Origin of the sequence: Antarctobacter albus (assembly GCF_900101505.1) — a bacterium.
Lineage (GTDB): Bacteria > Pseudomonadota > Alphaproteobacteria > Rhodobacterales > Rhodobacteraceae > Antarctobacter > Antarctobacter albus.
Genome location: NZ_FMZI01000014.1, coordinates 16,136 through 37,358, shown reverse-complemented (window position 1 = coordinate 37,358; position 21,223 = coordinate 16,136). Strand labels below are relative to the sequence as shown.

Below are 21,223 nucleotides of genomic sequence, written 5' to 3'. Positions count from 1 at the left end.
GGGCCGCCAGGTCAGCGGGGAAAGGGATGTCCCCCCGGCAGGTCCGAGCCATCGCGCGCCGGCGCCTGCACTCTTTCCAGGATCTTTGCCGGGCCAGCCATCAAACCACTCAATAGACGGTTTCCACGCACTTGCGCCTTGGCCTTTTCAAAGCGCATCACGTCCTCGATCCGGCGATCCAGGAAGGCCCAGGTCGCCTCGTTGTCCAGCGAATCGTCGCCCAGCCAGTACAGCACGGTCGACGAATAGACGCCCGAGAGCGTCGCCCGCTTGGTGTACCAGTTGAAATCGCGCGAGGTGTCCCCCAGCGCGGTCCAGATCGCATCCGCCGTGCCCCAGATCAGCCGGGCGCCATCGGGCGCGTAGATCGGCAAGGCAAACAGGGTCGTCCCCCGCCGCACCGCCTCGCGGTCCTCGGCGGCCTCGATCCGGGCGCGCACCGCAAAGGCCACGCGATCGCGAAATCGCATCTTGTCCAGGTCTGCCGCCTCGATCCGCTGCAGCATCTCGGCATCGCCGCGCTTGTGATAGGCGACGGCCAGATCCACCGCTCCGCGCGGGAACAGGCCACGGGCGACCACCGGGTCCACCCCGGCGTCGGAAACCGCGGCACGAAAGCTCGTTTCGGACCAGCCGTCGAAGGGCACGTGCATCAAGGCGGCGTCCAGAATCTTGTCTGCTGTGTCGGGCATGGAACGGGTTCCTCTCGTTGCGGCGTTACTCTAGACAACTAGGCCAGCGGTTGCTATACGGCCACCTCCTGCAATTCTCCTTGCAACTCAAATCTAGAAAGGTGGTGACAACCACATGCAGGTCAGTGTTCGCGACAACAATGTCGATCAGGCGCTCCGCGCCCTGAAGAAAAAGCTGCAGCGCGAAGGCGTGTTCCGCGAAATGAAGCTTCGGCAGCATTTCGAGAAACCCTCCGAGAAGAAAGCCCGTGAAAAGGCCGAGGCGATTCGCCGCGCCCGCAAGCTGGCGCGCAAAAAGGCCCAGCGCGAAGGGCTGCTGTAAGCGACCGAACGCAATTTGAGACACGAACCCCTGCGACCCGCTCGCGGGGGTTTTCTTTTTGGGACGGCCTCATGTCCGCAACGGACAAGCGCGGGTATTCCCCACCTTGTTCCAGCCCCCCAAGGCATCATAATCATCGCAAGATGGACTCTCTATGCCCGTGAGGGGACGATGACACAGTTTACCCGTTTCGTATTCCTGGCTTTTCTCGCAAGCCTGACAGCCGTGCCGGCACCTGGCCGGGCGCAGGACATCAGCCGGGTCATCGCGCTGGACGCGCTGGCCGGAACCGATCCGTTCCAGGCCCTGCAGCAGGTCGATATCGCCCTGAGAGACCCGATTGTCCTGGGCACCCCACCGAATATCCGCATCCTGGTCGACCTGATGCAGCTGCGGGCCGACCTGCTGGACGGGCTGGGCTATGTCCAGGCCGCCGACGCCTGGGCCGACCTCGCCCGCACCCGGGCCTTTGCCCGGACCGAACTGGGCGAGGACCCGGTGCCCGCCTTCATCAAGGCCGCCAAAGCCTACGAGGCGCAGGGCGCGATCAGCTCGGCCCGCACGATGATCGAGGCCGCCATCACCGCCGAGGAGGAAACCGGCCGCAGCGATGCGGTGCTGCGCGATCTCTATGCCGAACTCGTGCGACTGACGGAACTGATGGGAGACGACGACGCCGCCGACCGGGCGCGCGCCGCGCTCGAGGCGCTGGCTTCGCCGTCGCTCGAGACATCGTTTGCCGGTGATGACGACGGATTCCACGCGGTCGATGTCTATTATGCCACCGACCGTGCCCGCAGTGGCGATTCGCATCCCGCCCGGTTCTATGGCGGCGAACGCGGCGACCGGCTGGAACTTGGGATTGCCACGGTCACGATCCCCAACATCCACGTCGCCGGACAGGTCGAGAAACCCTCGATCTGGCGGCTGGAATTCCGCGCCAACCCGTCCAAGCACATCCTGCTGAAATCGGTCGAACCGGTCGATCCCGACAGTTTCTATGGCCGCCTGCAGGACGAGTTCGAGGAGGACGGCCAGCGCGATCTGCTGGTCTTCATCCATGGCTACAACACCAGTTTCGAATATGCCGCCCAGCGCACGGCCCAGGTGGTGCACGACATGGGCAACGGCACGGTTCCGGTGCTGTATTCCTGGCCCTCGCGCGACACGACCATCGGTTATAACGCCGACGCCGCCGTCGTGCGGCTGTCTGGCCGCCGCCTCGCCCGCTTTCTCGAAGACCTGGTGCTGCGCTCCGGCGCGCGCTCGATCAACGTCGTCGCGCATTCGATGGGCAACCGCGCCCTGACCGACGCGCTGGAGATCATGGCCCTGCGCCGCGATGCCCGACCCGGCGACCAGCCGATCCTCGACCAGGTGATGTTTGCCGCCCCCGACGTCGACGCAGAGCTGTTCGGCGCGATGGCGGGCACCTTTGCGCCGCTGGCACAGCGCATGACGCTCTATGCCTCGTCCACGGACTGGGCGCTGGTCTCCTCGGGCAAGCTGCACGGATCTGCCCCCCGCGCCGGGCTGGGCGGGGACGTGATCCTGGCACACCCGGCCTTCGACAGCATCGACATGACCTCGCTGGGCGACGACATGCTGGCGCACAACTACTTTTCGAACGACAGTTCGGCCTTGGTCGACATCATGACGCTGTTCTGGCGCGACGTGCCGCCGGAACGCCGCTGCGGGTTGCAGGCGCGTCCTGCGCGCGACGGCACCGTCTGGGAGTACCGCGAAGGGGTCTGCCCCTCGAACGACCTGATTGGCGTCATTTCCTACGCCCAGTCCCGCCACCTGCGGACCAGCAACGAACTGCGCACCCTCGTCGCCGATCTCCTGTCCGAGGAAAGCCGCGTCGAACGGGTCATGAGTGTACTCGACCAGATCCTGGACGCGGTCCGCTGAACCTGCGGACATCAAAAAGGCGGCTGCACCTCCCGGTGCAGCCGCCTTTCTTCTGTTCGGTTAACGCCCCGACGGGTCAGCTGGGCCCGACCATGAAGCAGGTCATCTGACGTGCCTGAAGCCGGCGACAGGCCAGTTCCGCCCCGTCGCGCGTCATTCCCATGAACATCGCATCAAAGCCGGTCTTGCCCCGCACCACCTTGCGCAGTGCGTCATCCAGAGTCGCGGTTTCCGTGAGCCCGGTCTTCAACAGCATCTTCTGCGCCAGGTACTCGTTCGGGAAACGGCCCACGTTGATGCCCCAATGCCGCCCGCCCGAGGTCGACAGACGCGTGACGACCTCGGCCTTGCGGGCCAGCGTCGGCGTATCCTTGAAAGTGAGCGTGGCGGCGGCAGCCGCAACCGCGGCGGCAGCCGCAACCGCGGCGGGCCGCTGCACCGGTTTCTTCGATTCCGCTGGCGCCGCCACATCGGTAACATCGGCCAAGATAACCACGTCCGGATCGTCGGGCGCGGGGTCCGGCGCAGTATCGGAGGCCAGTACAATCTCCTGCAACTCGCGCTCGATGTCCTTGCCCACCGAGGCCACCAGCGGCGCCACCTTGGCCGGGTCTACCGTGCTGCCAGGCCGCGCCTTGGGCCGCAGGCTGCGGGTCACGGCAGCAGAGGCAACCCGGATCGACTTGGCGCGCGTGCCCGGTGCCGGATCAGAGGTATTGGCAACCACGATACCACCAGCGCCAGCCCCCTTGCCAAGGTAGGGTGGGCGGTCCGGTGTGCGCATTTTCACCCAGGTCGGGGACTTCTTGAACCCCAGGTCCAGCAGTTCGGCCACTCGTGCGTTGCGCGTGGCAGTGGACCGACCGCCAAAGACGGTCGCGATCACCCGTTCGCTGCCACGCTCGGCCGAGGCAACGAGGTTGAAACCGGCCGCGCGGGTGTACCCTGTCTTGATGCCGTCCGCGCCACGGTACGAACTCAGCAGCCGCGAGTTGGTGTGATTCACCCGGCGCACACCTGCATCCGCAGTCTTGCGCGAGAACAGGTTGTAGTACTGCGGGTAGTCGTAGATCACATGCTGCCCCAGGATCGTCATGTCGCGCGCCGTCGACAGGTGCCCGCTTTCGGTCAGGCCGTGGGCGTTCTTGAAGGTGGTGCGCGTCATGCCCATCGCCTTGGCAGTCCGATTCATACGGCGTGCAAAGGCGGCCTCGGACCCCTCGATCCCCTCGGCGATGGCCGTGGCGGCGTCATTGGCGGATTTGACCGCCGCCGCACGCACCAGATAGCGTAGCTTGATCTGCTGGCCGGGTCGAAGGCCCAGCTTCGACGGCTCTTCGGCGGCGGCCTTCCGCGACACGGTGATCAGCGTGTCCATCGTCAGCTCACCGTTCTGCACCGCCTCGAAGGCGATATAGAGCGTCATCATCTTGGTCAGGGAGGCGGGATGCAGGCGGGTGTCGGCATTCTGCGCATGCAGCACCTTGCCGTTGCGTGCGTCCATCACCAAGGCTGCATAGGGCGCAGCCGCTACGCTGAGCGGCAACAGAACCATGAGCCACACGAACATGAAGAAATACAGGCCCCAATGGCCTGACTGCCTGCGACGTCCCGTCACGATACACTGCCTTTCTGCCTCGTCCCCCCGATTTTTCGGTTGGGGTTGTTGCTTATGTCCCGGCCCCATTTTGCGCAGCCGTGGTTAAGAGAATGCTAACACGAAAACAGCTTCAAGAGAAGCGGACAATGCCCTGATATTCATAGGTTTTTATCATTGTGAACGCGCTAGATGTAGCGGGTCAAGACAGGTCCGCCCCCTAGACCGTCCATTGGGGCGGGACTGTGGCGAAATATGGCCGAAATGTGGCGACTCGGGTCGCCCCCCTTTCAACCGATCTCGTGAACGAGGCCGGGAAGGTCCCCAAGGTCAATCAGGGTCCGGAATCGCGGCGCTTCGGGGGGCTCGGCATGTTCCAGCGCCCAGGCCAGGTCATGCGGGACATGCACGCCCCAGGCCCCGGCCGCGATGGCGGGGACGACGTCCGATTTCATCGAGTTGCCCACCATCATCGCCGCACCGGCGCCGCCGGGCAGGGCACCGAAGATGCGCGCATAGGTGTCGGGCTGCTTGTCCGAGACGATCTCGACCCCGTCAAAAAGGTCCCCTAGGCCCGATTGAGCCAGCTTGCGTTCCTGGTGCAGCAGGTCGCCCTTGGTGATCAGCAGCACCCGGTGCGTATCGGCCACCGCCTCGACCGCCTCCTGCGCATGGGGCAACAGCTCGATCGGATGGGCCAGCATATCGCGCCCCGCCGCCATCAGGTCCGAGATGACAGAGGCCGGCACCCGCCCCTCCGTAACCTCGATGGCGGTCTCGATCATCGACAGGACAAAGCCCTTCACCCCGAATCCGTAGTGGCCGATATTGCGCCGCTCGGCCTCGATCAGGCGTTCGGCCAGGTGGTCCTTTTCCGCGTAGTCGCGCAGCAGATCGGCGAATCGCTCTTGTGTGAGCACGAAAAAGCGCTCGTTGTGCCACAGAGTATCGTCCGCATCGAAACCGATTGTTTGCAGTTTTTTCGGCATCCTGTATGCAGCCGCGAACGGCCCCCTTTTCGCCAACGCCCCCTACCCTATATACAGGGGCCGTAGACGGAAACCCAAAGCGCGATTGCCCTGATGACAGACGCCCACTTCACACGGACGTTCATGATGACCGGCACCCCGCCCGATGACGGCGAGGGCGACGCCGGTATCGCCGTGAAGACCAAGCCCAGGACCAAGCGCCCGCCGCTCTACAAGGTTCTGCTGCTGAACGATGATTATACGCCGATGGAATTCGTCGTTCACGTGCTGGAACGGTTCTTTGGCATGACCCATGCGCAGGCCTTCGAGGTCATGCTGACCGTCCACAAGAAGGGTGTCGCCGTGGTCGGCGTCTTCAGCCACGAGATCGCCGAGACCAAGGTGGGGCAGGTCATGGATTTTGCCCGCCGGCACCAGCACCCCCTGCAATGCACGATGGAGAAGGAATAGGCGCCCGCGCCTTTCCGTCCCATGTCGTCCGATCGTCTTTCCTTCGCCCTCGCCTCCGGCGGCCTTTCGCTGCCTGCCGACGGGCGTATTGCCCTCTTTGGCGCGCCCGGAGATGCCGCGCTGGACGGATTTGACCCGACCCGCGTCGAGGTCATCCAGACCTTCTTTCCCGATCACACCGCCTGGCAACAGCGCGGCATCGCCGTGCAGACCGAGCCAGAAGGCCCCTATGCCGCGGTCATCGTGACCCTACCCCGCGCCCGTGACCTGGCCGAGGACCGCATCGCCCGGGCCAGCGCCTTGGCGCCCGGTGGGCTGGTGGTGGTCAACGGCGCCAAGACCGACGGGGTCGAGGCCCTGGCCAAGGCCCTGCGCGGCCGCGTGACGCTGCTGGGCCAGGTGTCCAAGGCACATGGCAAATGCCTGTGGTTCGAAGGCGGCGCCGATCTGGCGGACTGGCGGCATGATCCCGCGCGCCTGCCCTCTGGCGACCTGACCGCGCCAGGCATCTTTTCCGCCGACGGCCCCGATCCGGCCAGCCAGGCCCTGGCCAAGGCCTTGCCGTCCACGCTCAAGGGGCGTTTTGCCGATCTCGGCGCCGGTTGGGGCTGGTTGTCGCGCCAGATCCTGGCCCGTGAGGCTATCACCGAACTGCACCTCGTCGAGGCAGAGAAGGCCGCGCTGGATTGCGCGCGCGAAAACGTCACCGACGCCCGCGCGCAGTTCCACTGGGCCGATGCAACGGACTGGACGCCTGCCAGTGCGCTGGACGGTGTCATCATGAACCCGCCCTTTCACCAGGGCCGCAAGGCCGATCCGGACATCGGTCGCGCCTTCATCACCTCTGCCGCCCGCATCCTTGCGCCGCACGGACGGCTCTGGCTGGTTGCCAACCGCCACCTGCCCTACGAGGCCACGCTGGCCGAGAGTTTCCGCGAAACCACCGAAATCGGCGGCGACAACCGGTTCAAGATCCTTCAGGCCGCACGCCCCTCTCGTCAACGGCGCTGAACCCGGTTAGCTTGACCGGACAACCCTCACGAGGCCCCCATGAGTTTCTCCATCGAAGGCAAGACCGCGATCGTGACCGGCGCCGCCAATGGCGTGGGCCTGGCCATCGCCCGGCATTTCGCCAACAAGGGCGCCAACGTCATGCTCGCCGACATGGACGAGCCGCAGCTGGTCAAGGAATGCAAGGGGTCCGACGACGACAGCGCGATCCGCTACTTTGCCGGCGACCTGCGCGAACGCCTGACAATGGCAAACCTTCTTTCCGCCACGCTCGACGCCTTTGACCGGGTCGACATCCTGATCAACGGCTCGCGCCAGCTGCTGACCTCCGATCCGCTGGACCTGGAGGATGACACGATGGAAACGCTTCTGTCGCAGAACCTGACGACGGCCTACCGCATGACCCAGCTGGTCTCGCGCCGGATGATCAAGCAGGCGGCGGGACAGGAAGAGGGACAGGTGGGCGCCATCGTCAACCTGTCGTCCATCGCCGCGCGCCGCACGCATCCCGAACTGCTGGGTTATTCCGTGTCCTGCGCCGCGCTGGACCAGATGACCCGCTCGATGGCCGTGGCGCTGGCGCCGCACCGGATCCGCGTGAACGCGGTCGCCTTCGGTTCGGTCATGTCCTCCAGCCTCAAGGACACGCTGCGCGAGCACAAGAGCTATCGCTCTGACATCGAGGACCACACGCCGCTGGGCCGCATCGCCGCCCCGCGCGAACTGGCCGAGTCGGTGCAGTTTCTTTCCTGCGAGGGCGCGGGCTTTGTCACCGGCCAGATCATGACGGTCGACGGCGGGCGCACCCTGCTGGACCCGGTGGCGGCCCCGGCGCACTGACGCTTGTCGCGCGTGCCATGCTGACCTAGACATCCCTGAAAAGGGAGAGCACCGCATGATGGACACCGAAAAGGACCGCGCCAGCAACTGGTTCCGCCAGTTGCGCGACGAGATCGTTGCCGCTTTCGAAGGGCTGGAGGACAGCCATTCCGAAGGCCCCTTCTCTGACATGGCACCGGGCCGCTTCGAGGTGACCGAGACAAAGCGCGCCTCCGACGACGGATCAGACGCGGGCGGCGGACTGATGAGCGTCATGCGCGGCGGACGCGTGTTTGAAAAGGTCGGCGTCAACGTCTCGACCGTCTACGGCACCCTGGGCGAGGCCGCGCAAAAGGCGATGGCGGCGCGTGGCGTGCCCGGCATGGACAACGACCCGCGCTTCTGGGCCTCGGGCATCAGCCTTGTCGCCCACATGCAGAACCCGCATTGCCCCGCCGTCCACATGAACACCCGCATGTTCTGGACCCCCGGCGCCTGGTGGTTCGGCGGCGGGTCCGACCTGAACCCCTGCATCGAATACGATGAAGACACTGCCCATTTCCACGCCACCCAAAAGGCGCATCTCGATCCGCACGGAGACACGCTCTACCCCGAGCTGAAGGCCTGGGCGGACGAGTATTTCTACATCCCCCACCGCCACCGGGCGCGCGGCGTCGGCGGCATCTTCATGGACGATCGCAACACCGGCGACTGGGAGGCCGATTTCGCCCTGACGCAGGACATCGGCCGCGCCTTTCTGCCCGCCTACCTGCCGCTGGTGGAAAAGCGCCGGGTGCAGGCCTGCACCGAGGATGACAAGGACACCCAGCTGATCCACCGCGGGCTCTATGCCGAATACAACCTGGTCTATGACCGGGGCACCAAGTTCGGGTTGGCCACCGGCCATGACGCCAATGCCGTCCTGATGAGCCTGCCACCATTGGCGAAATGGGTCTGAGCGCCGAACAGTGAGCGGTTTCGACCTCTCCCTCTATCTCGACCGGCTGCGCATCAGCCACGTGCCGGTCACGGTCGAGGGGCTGTCCCGGCTGCAATCGGCGCAGATCCGGCGCATTCCCTTCGAGGACATCGACCCCTTCCTGGGGATAGCCCCCGGCGTAGGCTCTGCAGAAGTCGCCGACAAGATCCTGCACCGGGGCCGTGGCGGCTATTGCTTTGAACAGAACCGGCTGTTTCAGGACGCCTTGCAAGCGCTGGGGTTCGACGTGACACGGCGACTTGCCCGCGTCCGCAAGGGGGCGACGCAGGGCGGCGCGCGCACCCATCTCCTGTTGATCTGCCGGATCGATGGCACCGATTACCTGGCTGACGCCGGATTTGGCGGACCAACTCCGCTAGAGCCACTCTTGCTGCATGAGAATGGCCCCCAGACCTCCCCCAACGGCAGCTATATCCTGCGCGACGATCCCGGAACCGGCGAGCGGGTGCTTTTCCTGCGCAAGCCCGATGAGGAGTTCGCGCTGTACGGCTTCGATGATGCCCATGTCAGCGACAGCGACATCGAGGCCGGGAACTTTCTTTGCACGCACTGGCCGCAGGCGCCTTTTCCGCATCACCTCATGGTTAAGGGCTATGACGGGGATATACCGTTGGGCCTGCTGGACCGACAGTTGAACGAAGCGGGCGAGAAACGGTTGCTGACCAGCGCCGTAGCCCTGCACAACGTCCTGTGCGTCAGGCTGGGCCTCGTGCTGCCGGATACCACGGTTCGGGCCCTCTGGGACCGCATCCAGTTCCTTTCGGCACCGTCCCGGTAATCCGGCCCCGGGCGGGCACGACCCGGAGCCTTGCGCCGGTTGCCCTTCATGCCTCGCGCCATTTTCCCGGCGCGATCCCGTCCAGCGTCCAGTCCCCGACCGACCAGCGCACCAGACGCAGGCATGGCAGGCCGACATGGGCGCACATGCGCCGCACCTGCCGATTGCGCCCCTCGGTGATGGTCATCTCCAGCCAGGCGTCGGGCACCGTCTTGCGGAACCTCACCGGCGGAATGCGCGGCCAGAGGTCTGGCGGATCGATCGCCACGCAGCGCGCCGGACGGGTCGGCCCGTCCTTCAGCGTGACGCCCTTGCGCAGCGCCTCAAGCTGATCCGTGGCCGGCGTGCCCTCGACCTGCACGAGGTAGGTCTTGGGCCGCTTGAATTTCGGACTGGCGATCCGTGCCTGCAGCCGCCCGTCGTCGGTCAGCACCAATAGTCCCTCGCTGTCGCGGTCCAACCGGCCCGCCGGATAGACCCCCGGCACGTCGATGAAATCCGACAGGGTTGCGCGCGGCGTGTCCGCGTTGCCCTTGTCGGTGAACTGCGAAAGCACACCGAACGGCTTGTTGAACAGGATCACGCGCGCCATGCCCTCACCTCCGCGCCGCAAAGAAGTCACGCAGCAACCCCGAGGCCGCGTCCCCGCCGATGCCATCATAGATTTCCGGCACGTGATGGCACTGCGGGTGGGAAAACACCCGCGGCCCCTGCGCCACGCCGCCGGATTTCGGATCGGACGCACCGTAGTACAGCCTCCGGATACGGGCAAAACCGATTGCCGCGGCGCACATCGGACACGGCTCCAGCGTGACGTAAAGATCATGCTCCGGCAACCGTTCGGACCCCAGCATCGAACAGCCGGCGCGGATCACCAGCACCTCGGCATGGGCGGTGGGGTCGTTCAATTCCCGGGTGCGGTTGCCTGCCTGCGCGATCACCTCGCCACCGGGCGAGACCAGGACAGCCCCGACCGGCACCTCGCCGCGCCGGGCGGCGGCCTGCGCCTCTTCCAGGGCGGTGTCCATGTGGCTGCGGAATGTCATGCCACCTGTTAGCGCGGGTGGAGGGTGGGGGAAAGGCGCTTGCAAGCACCTTCAAAGGGCCTTCGAAGGCCCTTTCGCCCGGCCCCGCTGCCGCGCTAAAGGACGTGGATGGAAAACAAGACCCCACCCGGAGAGCGAATCGCCAAGGTCATCGCCCGCGCAGGCCGCGCCAGCCGGCGCGAGGCCGAACGCATGATCGCCGAGGGCCGCGTCACCGTGAACGGCAAGGTGATCGACCGCGCCGCGCTGAACGTCACCGATGCGGACAAGGTCACCGTCGACGGCACTCCGCTGGAGGCTCCCGAAGCCGCGCGGCTTTGGCTGTATCACAAGCCGACCGGGCTGGTGACGACCACGCGCGACGAACAGGGACGGCCCACGATCTACGACGATCTGCCCGAGGATCTGCCCCGCGTCATGAGCGTCGGACGGCTCGACCTCAACTCCGAGGGATTGCTGCTGCTGACAAATGACGGGGCGATCAAGCGCAAGCTGGAACTGCCCTCGACCGGGTGGCTGCGGAAATACCGCGTCCGCGTCAACGGCCGCCCGACGGACGAGGTGCTGAAACCGCTGCGCGAGGGCATCGAGGTCGACGGGCAGAAATTCCAGCCGATGCAGGTCAGCCTGGACCGCCAGCAGGGCGCCAACGCCTGGCTGACCGTTGGCCTGCGCGAGGGCAAGAACCGCGAGATCCGCCGCGCCATGACCGACATCGGCCTGACCGTGAACCGGCTGATCCGCGTGTCCTACGGGCCGTTCCAGCTGGGCCAGATGAAACCCGGCGAGGTGCAGGAAGTCCGCCGCAAGATCCTGCGCGATCAACTGGGACTGGAGCCCGAGCCGGAGGGCACGGCCAAGCCCGCGAAACAGGGCAAACCCGGCAAGCCCGGGCATCCGGGCAAGCGACAGGTTCAACGCCGCCGGCGGGAGCCGAGAAAGGGTTAACGACAGGGCCGGCTGCGGCATTCGCTTCACCCATCGTTAACTTTTCTTTATTTTTCCCGGCGCTTGCCCCGATTTCGCCCCGTTTCGCACGAATGTTGTCCTCATGGTGACAACATTCATAGCCCTTTCGATTCTCCTCGCCTCCGCCCTGCTGGTGGTTGGGAACCTGCGCATGGTCGCGGTCGACACCTTCGACGCGGTGGCCACCTATACCCGTCGCGCACGGAAGAACGGGCAGTTGATAAGACACATCGCCTATTTCGCACTCTGGCTGATGATCTTCATCATGAGCTACACCTGAGGAGGCGCCGGGGCGGATGGACCATATCCACGATACCGCGGAATCCGCCCCTGACGAGGGCACTGACGGTCTGGCCGTCGAAAGGACGCAGATCGAATCCGGTCTGAACTTCCTCTTTCTGGCCGCCTTCCCCCTTTTGCTCTGGGTCTTCCAGGATTCCTTTGCCGGCATTGCCACAGCGATTGCCCTGCTCTGGGTCTACTCGCTGGCGCTGCGCCTGATCGCGGCCGGGCAGCAGATTCATCATGACTACGACCATGCCGAGGTTGCGCGTGCCCCGCGGGTGCCTCGCAAGGTGATCGGGTCCATCTTGATCGGCCTCGTCGTGCTGATCCTCGCCGGACACAAGTACGACAACCTGTGGATTCCGGCGCTGACCGGGGTCTTGGCCGCCGGGCTGGCCCTTTCCGCTTTCGGTCCGGACCCGATGCGCAACAAGAGTTCGGGACGGGCACGGCGCGAGGCGGCCCTGGACAGTGTCGAAGCGGCCCTTGCCTCGCTGGCTGATCGCGTTGCCGCGCTGGACGATGCCACGCTGACGCTCAAGGTCGAGGCCGCACGCCGGCTGGTGCTGACCCCGATGCGGCAGATCTCGGGCGATCCCCGGACAGCCGAGCGGCTTGATCGGCCCGCGCGCAGGGTCGTGGAGATCATGGAACAGGAAACCGACCGACTCGAGGCGGCCTGGAATGCGCAGGGCCACGTCTTTGCCCGGCGGCGGTTTCTTGCCAAGCTCGATATCATGACCGACAGCTTTGAAAGCTTTGCCATGCAAAACGGCATTCGGAGCGCCCGCGACGCATTTGAAAGGCAGGCCGACCAGCTGATCGACAGGATGCCCCGGGAATCCGCGGCCTGACGTGGCGCTCCGGGACTTCCCCCTAGCAAGCGCCGCTTTTTGCCCTTAAGTTCCGCCTTGGAAAGGCGCGATAAAAGCGCCGATACCCGGGGAGTGCGATGTCTGGAAACGCCTTGCAGAAGGTGAGCTACGTCCTGCTGATCGTGCTGCTTTTCGGAGTGGCGACCGGCTGGCTGGGAGGGCTTTGATCGCATGGCCCGAAAGTTCGGCGGAAAATTCAGCCCCGACGGGTCTTCGGACGGCCCCGACGACCGGCCGCACGAGGACCGCCCGGCCTACCACGGAGCCCGGGTCTCGCCCGCGGGCGCGCGGTCAAATGTCCTGTTCATTCCCGGCGTCATTCTGGCGATCCTGTCGATCAATGACGGTGCCATCGGCATGGCCGCAGGCCTTGCCGGTGCGGCGGCGCTGCTGTTGGGCGCCTGGCTCTTGCGTGACGGGCTGATCGCCGAATCCGCCTACCACGAACGCAAGATCGCCCGACGCCCGGCCATCCCCCGCAAGATTTTCGCCGCCGTGCTCTGTGGTATCGGGGCCGGCATCGCCGCATGGCGGTCGGAACCCGGCCTGGTCGCTCCGCTGATTTTCGGCGGCGCCGCAGGCGTTCTGCACATTGGAGCCTTTGGCATCGACCCGCTGAAAGACAAGGGGATGGAGGGGATCGACACCTTCACCCAGGATCGCGTCGCCAGGGTCGTGGACGAGGCGGAAAGCTATCTCAACGCCATGACCGACGCCGTGAAACGCGCCGGGGACCGCCAGGTCGAGGCGCGGGTGGACCGCTTTACCGTCAAGGTGCGCGAGATGATCCGCACGGTCGAGGAAGATCCCCGCGACCTGACCGGTGCGCGCAAGTTCCTGGGCGTCTACCTGATGGGTGCGCGTGACGCGACAGTGAAATTCGCGGACATCTTTTCCCGCCAGCAGGACCGCGATGCCCGCAGCGATTACATGATGCTGCTGACCGATCTCGAAGAAAGCTTCGACAAGAAGATCGACAAGCTGCTGGCGGACAACAACGAAGACTTGAACGTGGAAATCGAGGTGCTGCGCGACCGCCTGCAACGCGAAGGCGTCCATCTCGAACCAAGATGAATTTATTGAACGGGGGATCCCATGTCTGAAAACATACGTCAGGAAGCCGAAAAGACCGTGGCCTTGGTCGACGAGGTGAACGCCGTTGTTCTGCCCGATCCGGTCGAGGCAAACGCCGTCGTGCCGCTCAAGGATGCACCCGCCGAGGTCAGCGGCGAGATCCGCTCGCGGATGGACGAACTCGACATGGCGGATACCAATTCCATCGTCTCCTTCGGCTCTGCCGCCCAGGCCGAACTGCAGGAAATCAGCCAGGCCATGCTGACCGACGTGCGCAACAAGGACGTGGGTCCGGCGGGCGACTCGCTGCGCAACATCGTCACCACGATCCGCGGTTTTTCCGTGTCCGAGCTGGACGTGCGCCGCGAGCGCAGCTGGTGGGAGAAACTGTTGGGCCGCGCCGCGCCCTTCGCCAAATTCACCGCCCGTTTCGAGACCGTGCAGGGCCAGATCGACAAGGTCACTGACGACCTGCTGAAGCACGAGCATGTCCTGCTCAAGGACATCAAGTCGCTCGACCTGCTGTATGAAAAGACCCTGCAGTTCTACGATGAGCTGGCCCTGTATATCTCGGCTGGCGAGGCCAAGATCGAGGAACTCGACACCACCGTGATCCCCGCCAAGGAGGCCGAGGTGCAGGCCGCACCCGAGGGCGAACAGGTGATGAAGGCGCAGGAACTGCGTGACCTGCGCGGCGCCCGCGACGACCTGGAACGCCGGGTGCATGATCTCAAGCTGACCCGCCAGGTCACCATGCAGTCGCTGCCCTCGATCCGGCTGGTGCAGGAAAACGACAAGTCGCTGGTCACCAAGATCAACTCGACCCTCGTCAACACCGTGCCGCTCTGGGAAACCCAGCTGGCGCAGGCGCTGACGATCCAGCGGTCGAAACAGGCGGCCGCCGCCGTGCGCGACGCCAATGACCTGACCAACGAACTGCTGACCTCGAACGCCGCCAACCTGCGCGACAGCAACAAGATGATCCGCGAAGAGATGGAGCGCGGCGTCTTCGACATCGAGGCCGTCAAGCAGGCCAACGCCGACCTGATCGCCACCATCGAGGACAGCCTGCAGATCGCCGACGAGGGCAAGGCGCGCCGCGCCAAGGCCGAGGAGGAACTGCAGAAGATGGAGCACGAACTGCGCGATACGCTTGCCTCTGCCAAGTCCCGGCGCGAAGCGGCCGGATCGGTTCCGGGCTGAGGAAGACCATGAAGGGCGGCCTGAAAACAGCATTGGCACTTTCGGCTGCCCTGATCCTGTCGGGGTGTGTCGGCTCTGATCTTGCGCCGCGCAAGACGGGGGTCAAACCGGCGGCACGGCCGGCAACGCTGGCCCCCGCCGAAAAGCCGGCTGCAGAGCCCTCGCGCGCCAGCCGAGCCCTGACGCAATACTATGGCCGCGTGCAGAACGATCTCCTGGCGCGCGGCCTCCTGCGTACCGATGGCGGCGGGCCGGACACGGCCTTTACCGACACGATGCTGGTCCGGAACTTCGCGGCCATCGCGCTCGAAGAGGAATACGAACGCGGCGCCGGCCTGCGGCCGTCGTCCGGCGCGCCCAGCGCGATCAAGAAATGGACGATCCCGGTCCGCATGACCACCGAGTTCGGCCCCGGCGTCCCCAAGGATCAGATCGCGGAGTCTCGCGCGCAGGTTGCCTCGTTCGCGGCACGCCTGTCGCGGGTCACCGGGCATCCGATCTCGATGGTCGACCGCAACCCCAATTACCACGTCCTGTTCATGTCCGAGGACGACGCCGGCCTGATCGCCCCGCGCATCCGCGAGATCGTGCCGGACGTGAACCCGACCGCGTTGCGCATCTTCGACAACCTGCCGCGCGGCATCCACTGCGTCGTGGTCGCCTTCTCGCGCAGCCCGGGCGGCTATGACTATGGCACCGCCATCGCGGTGATCCGGTCGGAACATCCGCCGCTCTTGCGCCGATCCTGCATCCACGAGGAACTGGCACAGGGCATGGGCTTGGGCAATGACAGCCCCCGCGCCCGACCGTCCATCTTCAACGACGACGATGAATTCGCGCTGCTGACGGGCCATGACGAGATGCTGCTGAAAATCCTCTACGACCCGCGTCTGAAACCGGGGATGAGTGCCGAAGAGGCACTGCCGATCGTGCAGAAGAAAGCCGCAGAATTGATGGGCACCACGGGCCCAAGCTGATTTAGGGAGAGTAACATGGGCATCTGGGATTTCCTTTCGGGACAGTTCATCGACGTCATCCACTGGACGGACGACACCCGCGACACGATGGTCTGGCGGTTCGAACGTGAAGGCCACGAAATCAAGTACGGCGCCAAGCTGACGGTGCGCGAAGGCCAGGCCGCGGTCTTTGTCCACGAGGGCCAGCTTGCGGATGTCTTCACCCCCGGTCTCTACATGCTCGAGACCAACAACATGCCGATCATGACCTCGCTGCAGCACTGGGACCATGCGTTCCAGTCGCCGTTCAAGTCCGAGGTCTATTTCGTCAACACCAACCGCTTCACCAACCTCAAGTGGGGCACCAAGAACCCGATCATGCTGCGCGACCCGGAATTCGGGCCGACCCGTATCCGGGCCTTTGGCACCTATTCGATCAAGGTGGCCGACCCCGCGCTCTTCATGACCGAAATCGTCGGCACCGACGGCGAATTCACGATGGACGAGATCAGTTTCCAGATCCGCAACATCATCGTGCAGGAGTTTTCCAAGGACATCTCTGCCAGCGGAATCCCGGTGCTGGACATGGCCGCCAATACCGGCGAGGTCGCCGAGTTGATCCGCAAGGCCATCGACCCGGTGATCCACCAGTACGGGCTTGAACTGGCCGAGCTCTACATCGAGAACATCTCGCTGCCCGAAGCCGTGGAAAAGGCGCTGGATGCGCGGACTTCGCGCGGGATCGCGGGCAACCTCGACGACCACATGAAATGGAAGGCCGCCGAGGCAATGGGCCAGGGCGGCGCGATGGACCAGTCGATGGGCATGGGCTTCGGCGCCGGCATGGGGATGCAGATGGCCAATGCGATGGGCCAGCAAGGCCCCTGGGGCGCAGCGCCCCAGCAGCAGGGACGCCCGCAGCCCGCCGCTGCGCCGATGGCGCCGCCGCCACCGCCGGTCGAACATGTCTGGCACCTGGCCAAGAACGGGCAGACTTCCGGCCCCTACTCCAAGGCGGACCTGGGCAAGATGGTCGCCAGCGGTGAATTGACCCGCGAAACCCATGCCTGGACCCAGGGGCAGGACGGTTGGAAACGGGCCGGAGAGGTGCCGGAGCTTGCACAGCTCTTCACCGTCATGCCGCCACCGCCGCCGCCGATGTAAGCGACTGCGTGCCCCCGTCCCGGGCTTGCCCCGGGACCTCGCGCCCACAGACATCGCAGAGCAAGGACGCCCCATGCAGATCGCCATGACCGATTTCGCGCGCCGCAACTGGCAGCCGCGCGCCAGCGGCACGCTGATCGAGGGTATCTCACCCGAAGAGCTGACCGACCGATGCAACGCCGCCATTGCGGGAGGCGCGGCGCTGGCCGATGGCTATGCCCCTTTCTGCAAACACCTGTTCCTTGAAAACGACACCCCCACCCGTTGCGGCTTTGCCCCCATCACCCCGGAGAACGCCCACCTGCTGCGCAGCGGCTACGCCGCACGCCGTGAGGGCGAAATGGCGGTTCTGGAACGCTGGTTCGAAGGCGAGGCGCCCGTGGCGCGCTGGCTGGATGTGATCCTCTATAGCCACGCGCAACTGGTGGCCGAGGCCGCCGACTACCCAGAGGAACAGGGCGTTCCCGATTGTGACTGGGGCGTGGTCTCTATCATAGGCACTCTGGAACCGGTCGAGCCACCGATGCCACCGATCACGCAATGGCGCAACGCCCTGGGGCGCGCGGCCGGCGGGTCGGGGCAAGAGATCGACCCCGACGCCTATGCCAGGGCCGTTGCCTTTTGGGATCGTCACGCCGCCGTCAGGCCACCCGAAGACACCTGACGACCCGCGGGTGTCACCGCGTCAGCAGGCTCAGCATCGGCGGAGCATTGCAGGCATCGCCGGGAAAGTCGAACCCCTCGACCCTGATCGCCGGAAAGGGCTCGCCCGGTGCCACCTGGCTTTCAAAGATCAACCGGTTGTCGACGCAGATGTCCTGCGCGGCGTTGCCGATGTTGAAGCCGAACCCGTCCTGGCCGCAGTCATTCCCCTCGCCGTTCATATTCCAGGCCTGGGGCATCCAGATGCCTTCGCCGTCCACAAGGAAACTAGCCGACGCAGGGTCGAAATGCAGCCGCCAGCTGGTTTCCTCGTTCAGCATGGTTAGCGCCCAGCGGCCCACCGGCTCTCCCTCCTTGCTGCCCTCGATCACGAAACAGCTCAGATCCTGCGCAAGGACGAAGGGGCCACTGATGGCGGCGCTGTCATATTGCAGCGCGCCCTTGACCGAGTAGCCGCCACCGCCGGTCCATTCAAAGGCATAGGTCACGGGCTCTGCCAGGGCGGCCCCCGCCAGCCACACAAATCCCAGGACCAGACCTCGCATCATTCGAACGCTCCCTTGCCAGCTGCCGCCACGCTAGCCTCCGCGTCGGGCAGCGCCAAGTGCAGGCAACCGGGATTTTCCCTTTCCCCGGGGACCAATCCGCGCAAGGATGCGGACAAACGCCACAGCTTGATGCCTTTTTCGACATGAGTGATCTGCCCCCACCTCCCCCCTCCGACGCCCCGCCGCCACCGGCCTCGTCCAAGGACGCCACGGACGAGCACCGCTTTCCCTGTGACCAGTGCGGCGCCGATTTCCGGTTCGACCCGGACAGGGGCATGTTGGTCTGCGAACACTGCGGCAACACGTCCGAGGTCGATGTCGCCACCGGCCCCTGGGAGGGCGGCATCCGCGAACTCGATTTCCAAGCCGCGATGAACAATCTCCTGCCCTTGCAGGAGATGGAGGAAACCCGGGTTTCGACCTGCCCGAACTGCGCCGCGCAGGTGGAATTCGATCCCGACGTCCATTCCGCCGAATGCCCGTTTTGCGCCACGCCCGTCGTCACCGACACCGGCACGCACCGGCACATCAAGCCGCGCGGGCTGCTGCCCTTCGCACTGGACGAACGCGCTGCACACGATGCGATGAACGAATGGCTGGGCAAGCTCTGGTTCGCGCCCAACGGCTTGCAGGAATACGCCCGCAAGGGACGCAAGCTGACCGGCATCTACGTCCCCTTCTGGACCTTCGATGCCGACACGAGCTCGGACTATCGCGGCGAGCGCGGCACCGTCTACTACGAGACCCGGCAGGTCATGCGCGACGGCAAGATGGAAACCGAGCGCGTGCAAAAGATCCGCTGGACCCGCGTGTCTGGCCGGGTCAAACGCTTCTTCGACGACGTTCTGGTGCTGGCCTCAAAGGCCCTGCCAAAACGGTACACCGACGCGCTGGAGCCTTGGGATCTCTCGGCGATGGAGCCTTACAGGCCGGAATTCCTGGCCGGTTTCCGGGCCGAAGGCTACCAGGTCGACCTCGACGAAGGTTTCGCCGAGGCCAAGGTCAAGATGGACCAGCAGATTCACCGCGACGTGAAATTCGACATCGGCGGAGACCGCCAGCGCGTGCACAACATCGACACCGAGATGCGCGACATCACCTTCAAGCACGTCCTGCTGCCGGTCTGGATGGCCGCCTACAAGTACCGCGGCCAAAGCTATCGGTTCGTGGTCAACGGCCGGTCGGGCCGGGTGCGCGGCGAACGCCCCTGGTCGGTCTGGAAAATCACCTTTGCCGTGGTGCTGGGCCTGATCGTCGCCGGCGGCATCGGCTACCTGATCGCCGTGAACCAGTAAATCGCAGCGCCTTGCCCCTGGCGGACCGAACGCTTCCACTTTCTACGCCGCTCGGGCTTTGACCAGGGCCGTACTGCGGTATAGTTAGCGCAAACAAAAAACAGGGAGAGCGCCCATGATCCTCTGCTGCGGCGAAGCACTGATCGACATGTTGCCCCGCGAGACGGGCACAGGGGAACAGGCCTTTGCGCCCTATGCGGGCGGGGCGGTCTTCAACACGGCCATCGCCCTGGGCCGGCTTGGTGCGCCCTCCGGCTATCTTGGCGGGCTGTCGCAGGATCTCTTCGGCCAGATCCTGGCCGAGGCCCTGGCCGCCTCGCAGGTCGACTACAGCCTCTGCCCCCGCTCGTCCCGGCCGACCACGCTGGCCTTCGTCACCCTCACGAACGGGCAGGCGCAATACGCCTTCTACGACGAGAACACCGCCGGGCGGATGCTGTCGGAGCCAGAATTGCCGGACCTCGGCCTTGGCACAGAGGCGCTCTTCTTCGGCGGCATCAGCCTTGTCTCGGAGCCGCAGGCCAACAGCTACGCCACGCTCTGCGCCGGTGCGGGCGACCGTGTCGTGATGATCGATCCGAACATCCGTCCCGGCTTCATCACCGACGAAACCGCCTATCGCGCGCGCCTGGCGCGGATGCTGTCCCGTGCCGATATCGTCAAGCTCTCGGACGAGGACATGGACTGGCTCGGCACCGACCCCGGCACATTGCTGCGCGAAGGAACCGCGGTGGTGCTGGTCACGCGCGGCGCCGAGGGGGTCGATGTCGTCACCCGCGAGGGCGAGACACGCGTCCCGGCACAAAAAGTCGAGGTGGTCGACACCGTGGGCGCTGGCGACACCTTCAACGCAGGCTTCCTTGCCGGCCTGCATCGGGCCGGTCTGCTGACCCGCCCCGCCCTGGCCGCAGCCTGGGGCACCGATCTCGCCAAGGCTGCGGACCTGGGCGTCCGCGCCGCAGCCGTCACCGTCAGCCGCGCGGGCGCCAATCCCCCCTGGGAGGCCGAGCTGTGAGGGCCCTGATCCAGCGCGTCACCTCGGCCCAGGTCGATGTCGGCGGCGCCACCATCGGAGAAATCGGCCAGGGTATGCTGGTGCTGATCTGCGCCATGCAGGGCGATGCCGAGGCAGAGGCCGACAAGCTCGCCGCCAAGATTGCCAAGCTGCGCATCTTCAAGGACGACGAGGGGCGCATGAACCGATCTCTCCTCGACATCGGGGGCGCTGCGCTGGTGGTCAGCCAGTTCACACTTGCTGCCGACACGTCGCGCGGCAACCGCCCCGGCTTTTCCACCGCCGCACCGCCCGCCGAGGGAGAAAGGCTCTACGAGTATTTCGCCAGCGCGCTACAGGCGCAGAGCCTGCCCGTTGCCACGGGCCGTTTCGGCGCCGACATGGCTGTGAGCCTCGTCAACGATGGGCCAGTGACCATCTGGATGGATTCGGACGGATAGGTCGCCATGCGGGGGCCAGCCCCCGCACCCCCGGGAGTATTTGAACCAAGAAGAAACACATGGCGCGTCCTTGGGCTTCTTCTTGGCGCAAATACCCGAAAGACTCCGAGCCCAGAGC

Annotated in this window: 24 protein-coding genes; 18 read left to right on the top strand and 6 right to left on the bottom strand. The window is 65.4% G+C overall.

Going from position 1 to position 21,223, the window contains the following annotated elements:
* Window positions 1-11: 11 nt before the first annotated feature.
* A complete protein-coding gene (locus BLQ71_RS20555) occupies window positions 12-692 on the bottom strand; it encodes a COQ9 family protein (RefSeq protein ID WP_074623074.1) in 681 nt (226 codons plus the stop codon).
* Window positions 693-807: 115 nt separating this feature from the next.
* Between BLQ71_RS20555 and rpsU the strand changes: the two genes are divergently transcribed.
* Both rpsU and BLQ71_RS20545 read left to right on the top strand, forming a co-directional pair.
* Complete coding sequence (gene rpsU / locus BLQ71_RS20550; RefSeq protein ID WP_007818122.1) at window positions 808-1,014, top strand: 30S ribosomal protein S21; 207 nt, start codon at window positions 808-810, stop codon at window positions 1,012-1,014.
* A 171-nt stretch (window positions 1,015-1,185) separates the two neighbouring features.
* Window positions 1,186-2,928 carry an alpha/beta hydrolase gene (locus BLQ71_RS20545; protein WP_074623073.1) on the top strand — a complete coding sequence of 581 codons (1,743 nt, stop codon included), beginning with the start codon at window positions 1,186-1,188 and terminating at the stop codon, window positions 2,926-2,928.
* 76 nt (window positions 2,929-3,004) lie between these two features.
* Here BLQ71_RS20545 and BLQ71_RS20540 read toward each other — a convergent pair whose 3' ends face one another.
* Both BLQ71_RS20540 and BLQ71_RS20535 read right to left on the bottom strand, forming a co-directional pair.
* Window positions 3,005-4,498: a D-alanyl-D-alanine carboxypeptidase family protein gene (locus BLQ71_RS20540; RefSeq protein WP_074623072.1), complete on the bottom strand. Its 1,494-nt coding sequence runs from the start codon at window positions 4,496-4,498 to the stop codon at window positions 3,005-3,007.
* 317 nt (window positions 4,499-4,815) lie between these two features.
* On the bottom strand, window positions 4,816-5,514 hold the full coding sequence (locus BLQ71_RS20535) for an HAD family hydrolase (RefSeq protein WP_069208255.1): 699 nt from the start codon (window positions 5,512-5,514) through the stop codon (window positions 4,816-4,818).
* 93 nt (window positions 5,515-5,607) lie between these two features.
* On the opposite strand from BLQ71_RS20535, the gene clpS reads away from it, so the two are divergent.
* The 5 genes from clpS to BLQ71_RS20510 are packed head-to-tail and all read left to right on the top strand — an operon-like array spanning window position 5,608 to window position 9,572.
* Window positions 5,608-5,964 carry an ATP-dependent Clp protease adapter ClpS gene (clpS, locus tag BLQ71_RS20530; RefSeq protein ID WP_052244451.1) on the top strand — a complete coding sequence of 119 codons (357 nt, stop codon included), beginning with the start codon at window positions 5,608-5,610 and terminating at the stop codon, window positions 5,962-5,964.
* A gap of 21 nt (window positions 5,965-5,985) precedes the next feature.
* Window positions 5,986-6,975: a class I SAM-dependent methyltransferase gene (locus BLQ71_RS20525; protein ID WP_074623071.1), complete on the top strand. Its 990-nt coding sequence runs from the start codon at window positions 5,986-5,988 to the stop codon at window positions 6,973-6,975.
* Window positions 6,976-7,014: 39 nt separating this feature from the next.
* Entirely contained in the window at window positions 7,015-7,815 is an 801-nt protein-coding gene (locus BLQ71_RS20520; protein WP_043141041.1) for an SDR family NAD(P)-dependent oxidoreductase, read from the top strand.
* Window positions 7,816-7,870: 55 nt separating this feature from the next.
* Window positions 7,871-8,752: an oxygen-dependent coproporphyrinogen oxidase gene (gene hemF, locus BLQ71_RS20515; protein WP_074623070.1), complete on the top strand. Its 882-nt coding sequence runs from the start codon at window positions 7,871-7,873 to the stop codon at window positions 8,750-8,752.
* 10 nt (window positions 8,753-8,762) lie between these two features.
* On the top strand, window positions 8,763-9,572 hold the full coding sequence (locus BLQ71_RS20510; protein WP_074623069.1) for an arylamine N-acetyltransferase family protein: 810 nt from the start codon (window positions 8,763-8,765) through the stop codon (window positions 9,570-9,572).
* Window positions 9,573-9,618: 46 nt separating this feature from the next.
* On the opposite strand, the gene BLQ71_RS20505 is transcribed toward BLQ71_RS20510, so the two are convergent.
* Window positions 9,619-10,164 (bottom strand): pseudouridine synthase, encoded by a 546-nt coding sequence (locus tag BLQ71_RS20505; RefSeq protein WP_074623068.1) that lies wholly within the window; start codon window positions 10,162-10,164, stop codon window positions 9,619-9,621.
* 4 nt (window positions 10,165-10,168) lie between these two features.
* On the bottom strand, window positions 10,169-10,618 hold the full coding sequence (locus BLQ71_RS20500) for a nucleoside deaminase (protein ID WP_074623067.1): 450 nt from the start codon (window positions 10,616-10,618) through the stop codon (window positions 10,169-10,171).
* A gap of 108 nt (window positions 10,619-10,726) precedes the next feature.
* Here BLQ71_RS20500 and BLQ71_RS20495 point away from each other — a divergent pair, with 108 nt between their 5' ends.
* The 8 genes from BLQ71_RS20495 (at window position 10,727) to BLQ71_RS20460 (ending at window position 17,808) form a co-directional block, all read left to right on the top strand.
* Window positions 10,727-11,566 carry a pseudouridine synthase gene (locus BLQ71_RS20495; RefSeq protein ID WP_043141030.1) on the top strand — a complete coding sequence of 280 codons (840 nt, stop codon included), beginning with the start codon at window positions 10,727-10,729 and terminating at the stop codon, window positions 11,564-11,566.
* A gap of 103 nt (window positions 11,567-11,669) precedes the next feature.
* On the top strand, window positions 11,670-11,867 hold the full coding sequence (locus BLQ71_RS20490) for a hypothetical protein (protein ID WP_043141026.1): 198 nt from the start codon (window positions 11,670-11,672) through the stop codon (window positions 11,865-11,867).
* A 16-nt stretch (window positions 11,868-11,883) separates the two neighbouring features.
* Window positions 11,884-12,726, top strand: coding sequence for a hypothetical protein (locus BLQ71_RS20485; protein WP_083342322.1), 843 nt, complete (start codon window positions 11,884-11,886; stop codon window positions 12,724-12,726).
* Window positions 12,727-12,918: 192 nt separating this feature from the next.
* Window positions 12,919-13,821 (top strand): 5-bromo-4-chloroindolyl phosphate hydrolysis family protein, encoded by a 903-nt coding sequence (locus BLQ71_RS20480; protein ID WP_074623066.1) that lies wholly within the window; start codon window positions 12,919-12,921, stop codon window positions 13,819-13,821.
* A gap of 21 nt (window positions 13,822-13,842) precedes the next feature.
* Window positions 13,843-15,024 carry a toxic anion resistance protein gene (locus BLQ71_RS20475; RefSeq protein WP_043141016.1) on the top strand — a complete coding sequence of 394 codons (1,182 nt, stop codon included), beginning with the start codon at window positions 13,843-13,845 and terminating at the stop codon, window positions 15,022-15,024.
* Between the two features lie 8 nt (window positions 15,025-15,032).
* Entirely contained in the window at window positions 15,033-16,001 is a 969-nt protein-coding gene (locus BLQ71_RS20470; RefSeq protein ID WP_043141014.1) for a DUF2927 domain-containing protein, read from the top strand.
* Window positions 16,002-16,016: 15 nt separating this feature from the next.
* Complete coding sequence (locus BLQ71_RS20465; RefSeq protein ID WP_043141011.1) at window positions 16,017-17,144, top strand: SPFH domain-containing protein; 1,128 nt, start codon at window positions 16,017-16,019, stop codon at window positions 17,142-17,144.
* Window positions 17,145-17,217: 73 nt separating this feature from the next.
* Window positions 17,218-17,808, top strand: a complete 591-nt coding sequence (locus tag BLQ71_RS20460) for a DUF3228 family protein (protein ID WP_043141009.1) — start codon at window positions 17,218-17,220, stop codon at window positions 17,806-17,808.
* Between the two features lie 13 nt (window positions 17,809-17,821).
* Here the strand turns inward: BLQ71_RS20460 and BLQ71_RS20455 are convergent, their stop codons facing one another.
* Window positions 17,822-18,355 (bottom strand): hypothetical protein, encoded by a 534-nt coding sequence (locus BLQ71_RS20455; RefSeq protein ID WP_088702477.1) that lies wholly within the window; start codon window positions 18,353-18,355, stop codon window positions 17,822-17,824.
* A gap of 143 nt (window positions 18,356-18,498) precedes the next feature.
* Here BLQ71_RS20455 and BLQ71_RS20450 point away from each other — a divergent pair, with 143 nt between their 5' ends.
* From BLQ71_RS20450 to dtd, 3 genes are all read left to right on the top strand, one after another.
* Complete coding sequence (locus BLQ71_RS20450) at window positions 18,499-19,650, top strand: TFIIB-type zinc finger domain-containing protein (RefSeq protein WP_223306193.1); 1,152 nt, start codon at window positions 18,499-18,501, stop codon at window positions 19,648-19,650.
* Window positions 19,651-19,765: 115 nt separating this feature from the next.
* Window positions 19,766-20,665 carry a carbohydrate kinase family protein gene (locus BLQ71_RS20445; protein ID WP_074623065.1) on the top strand — a complete coding sequence of 300 codons (900 nt, stop codon included), beginning with the start codon at window positions 19,766-19,768 and terminating at the stop codon, window positions 20,663-20,665.
* Window positions 20,662-21,105 (top strand): D-aminoacyl-tRNA deacylase, encoded by a 444-nt coding sequence (gene dtd / locus BLQ71_RS20440; RefSeq protein ID WP_074623064.1) that lies wholly within the window; start codon window positions 20,662-20,664, stop codon window positions 21,103-21,105. Before BLQ71_RS20445 ends, dtd begins: the two co-directional genes overlap by 4 nt.
* The last annotated feature ends 118 nt before the right edge of the window (window positions 21,106-21,223 follow it).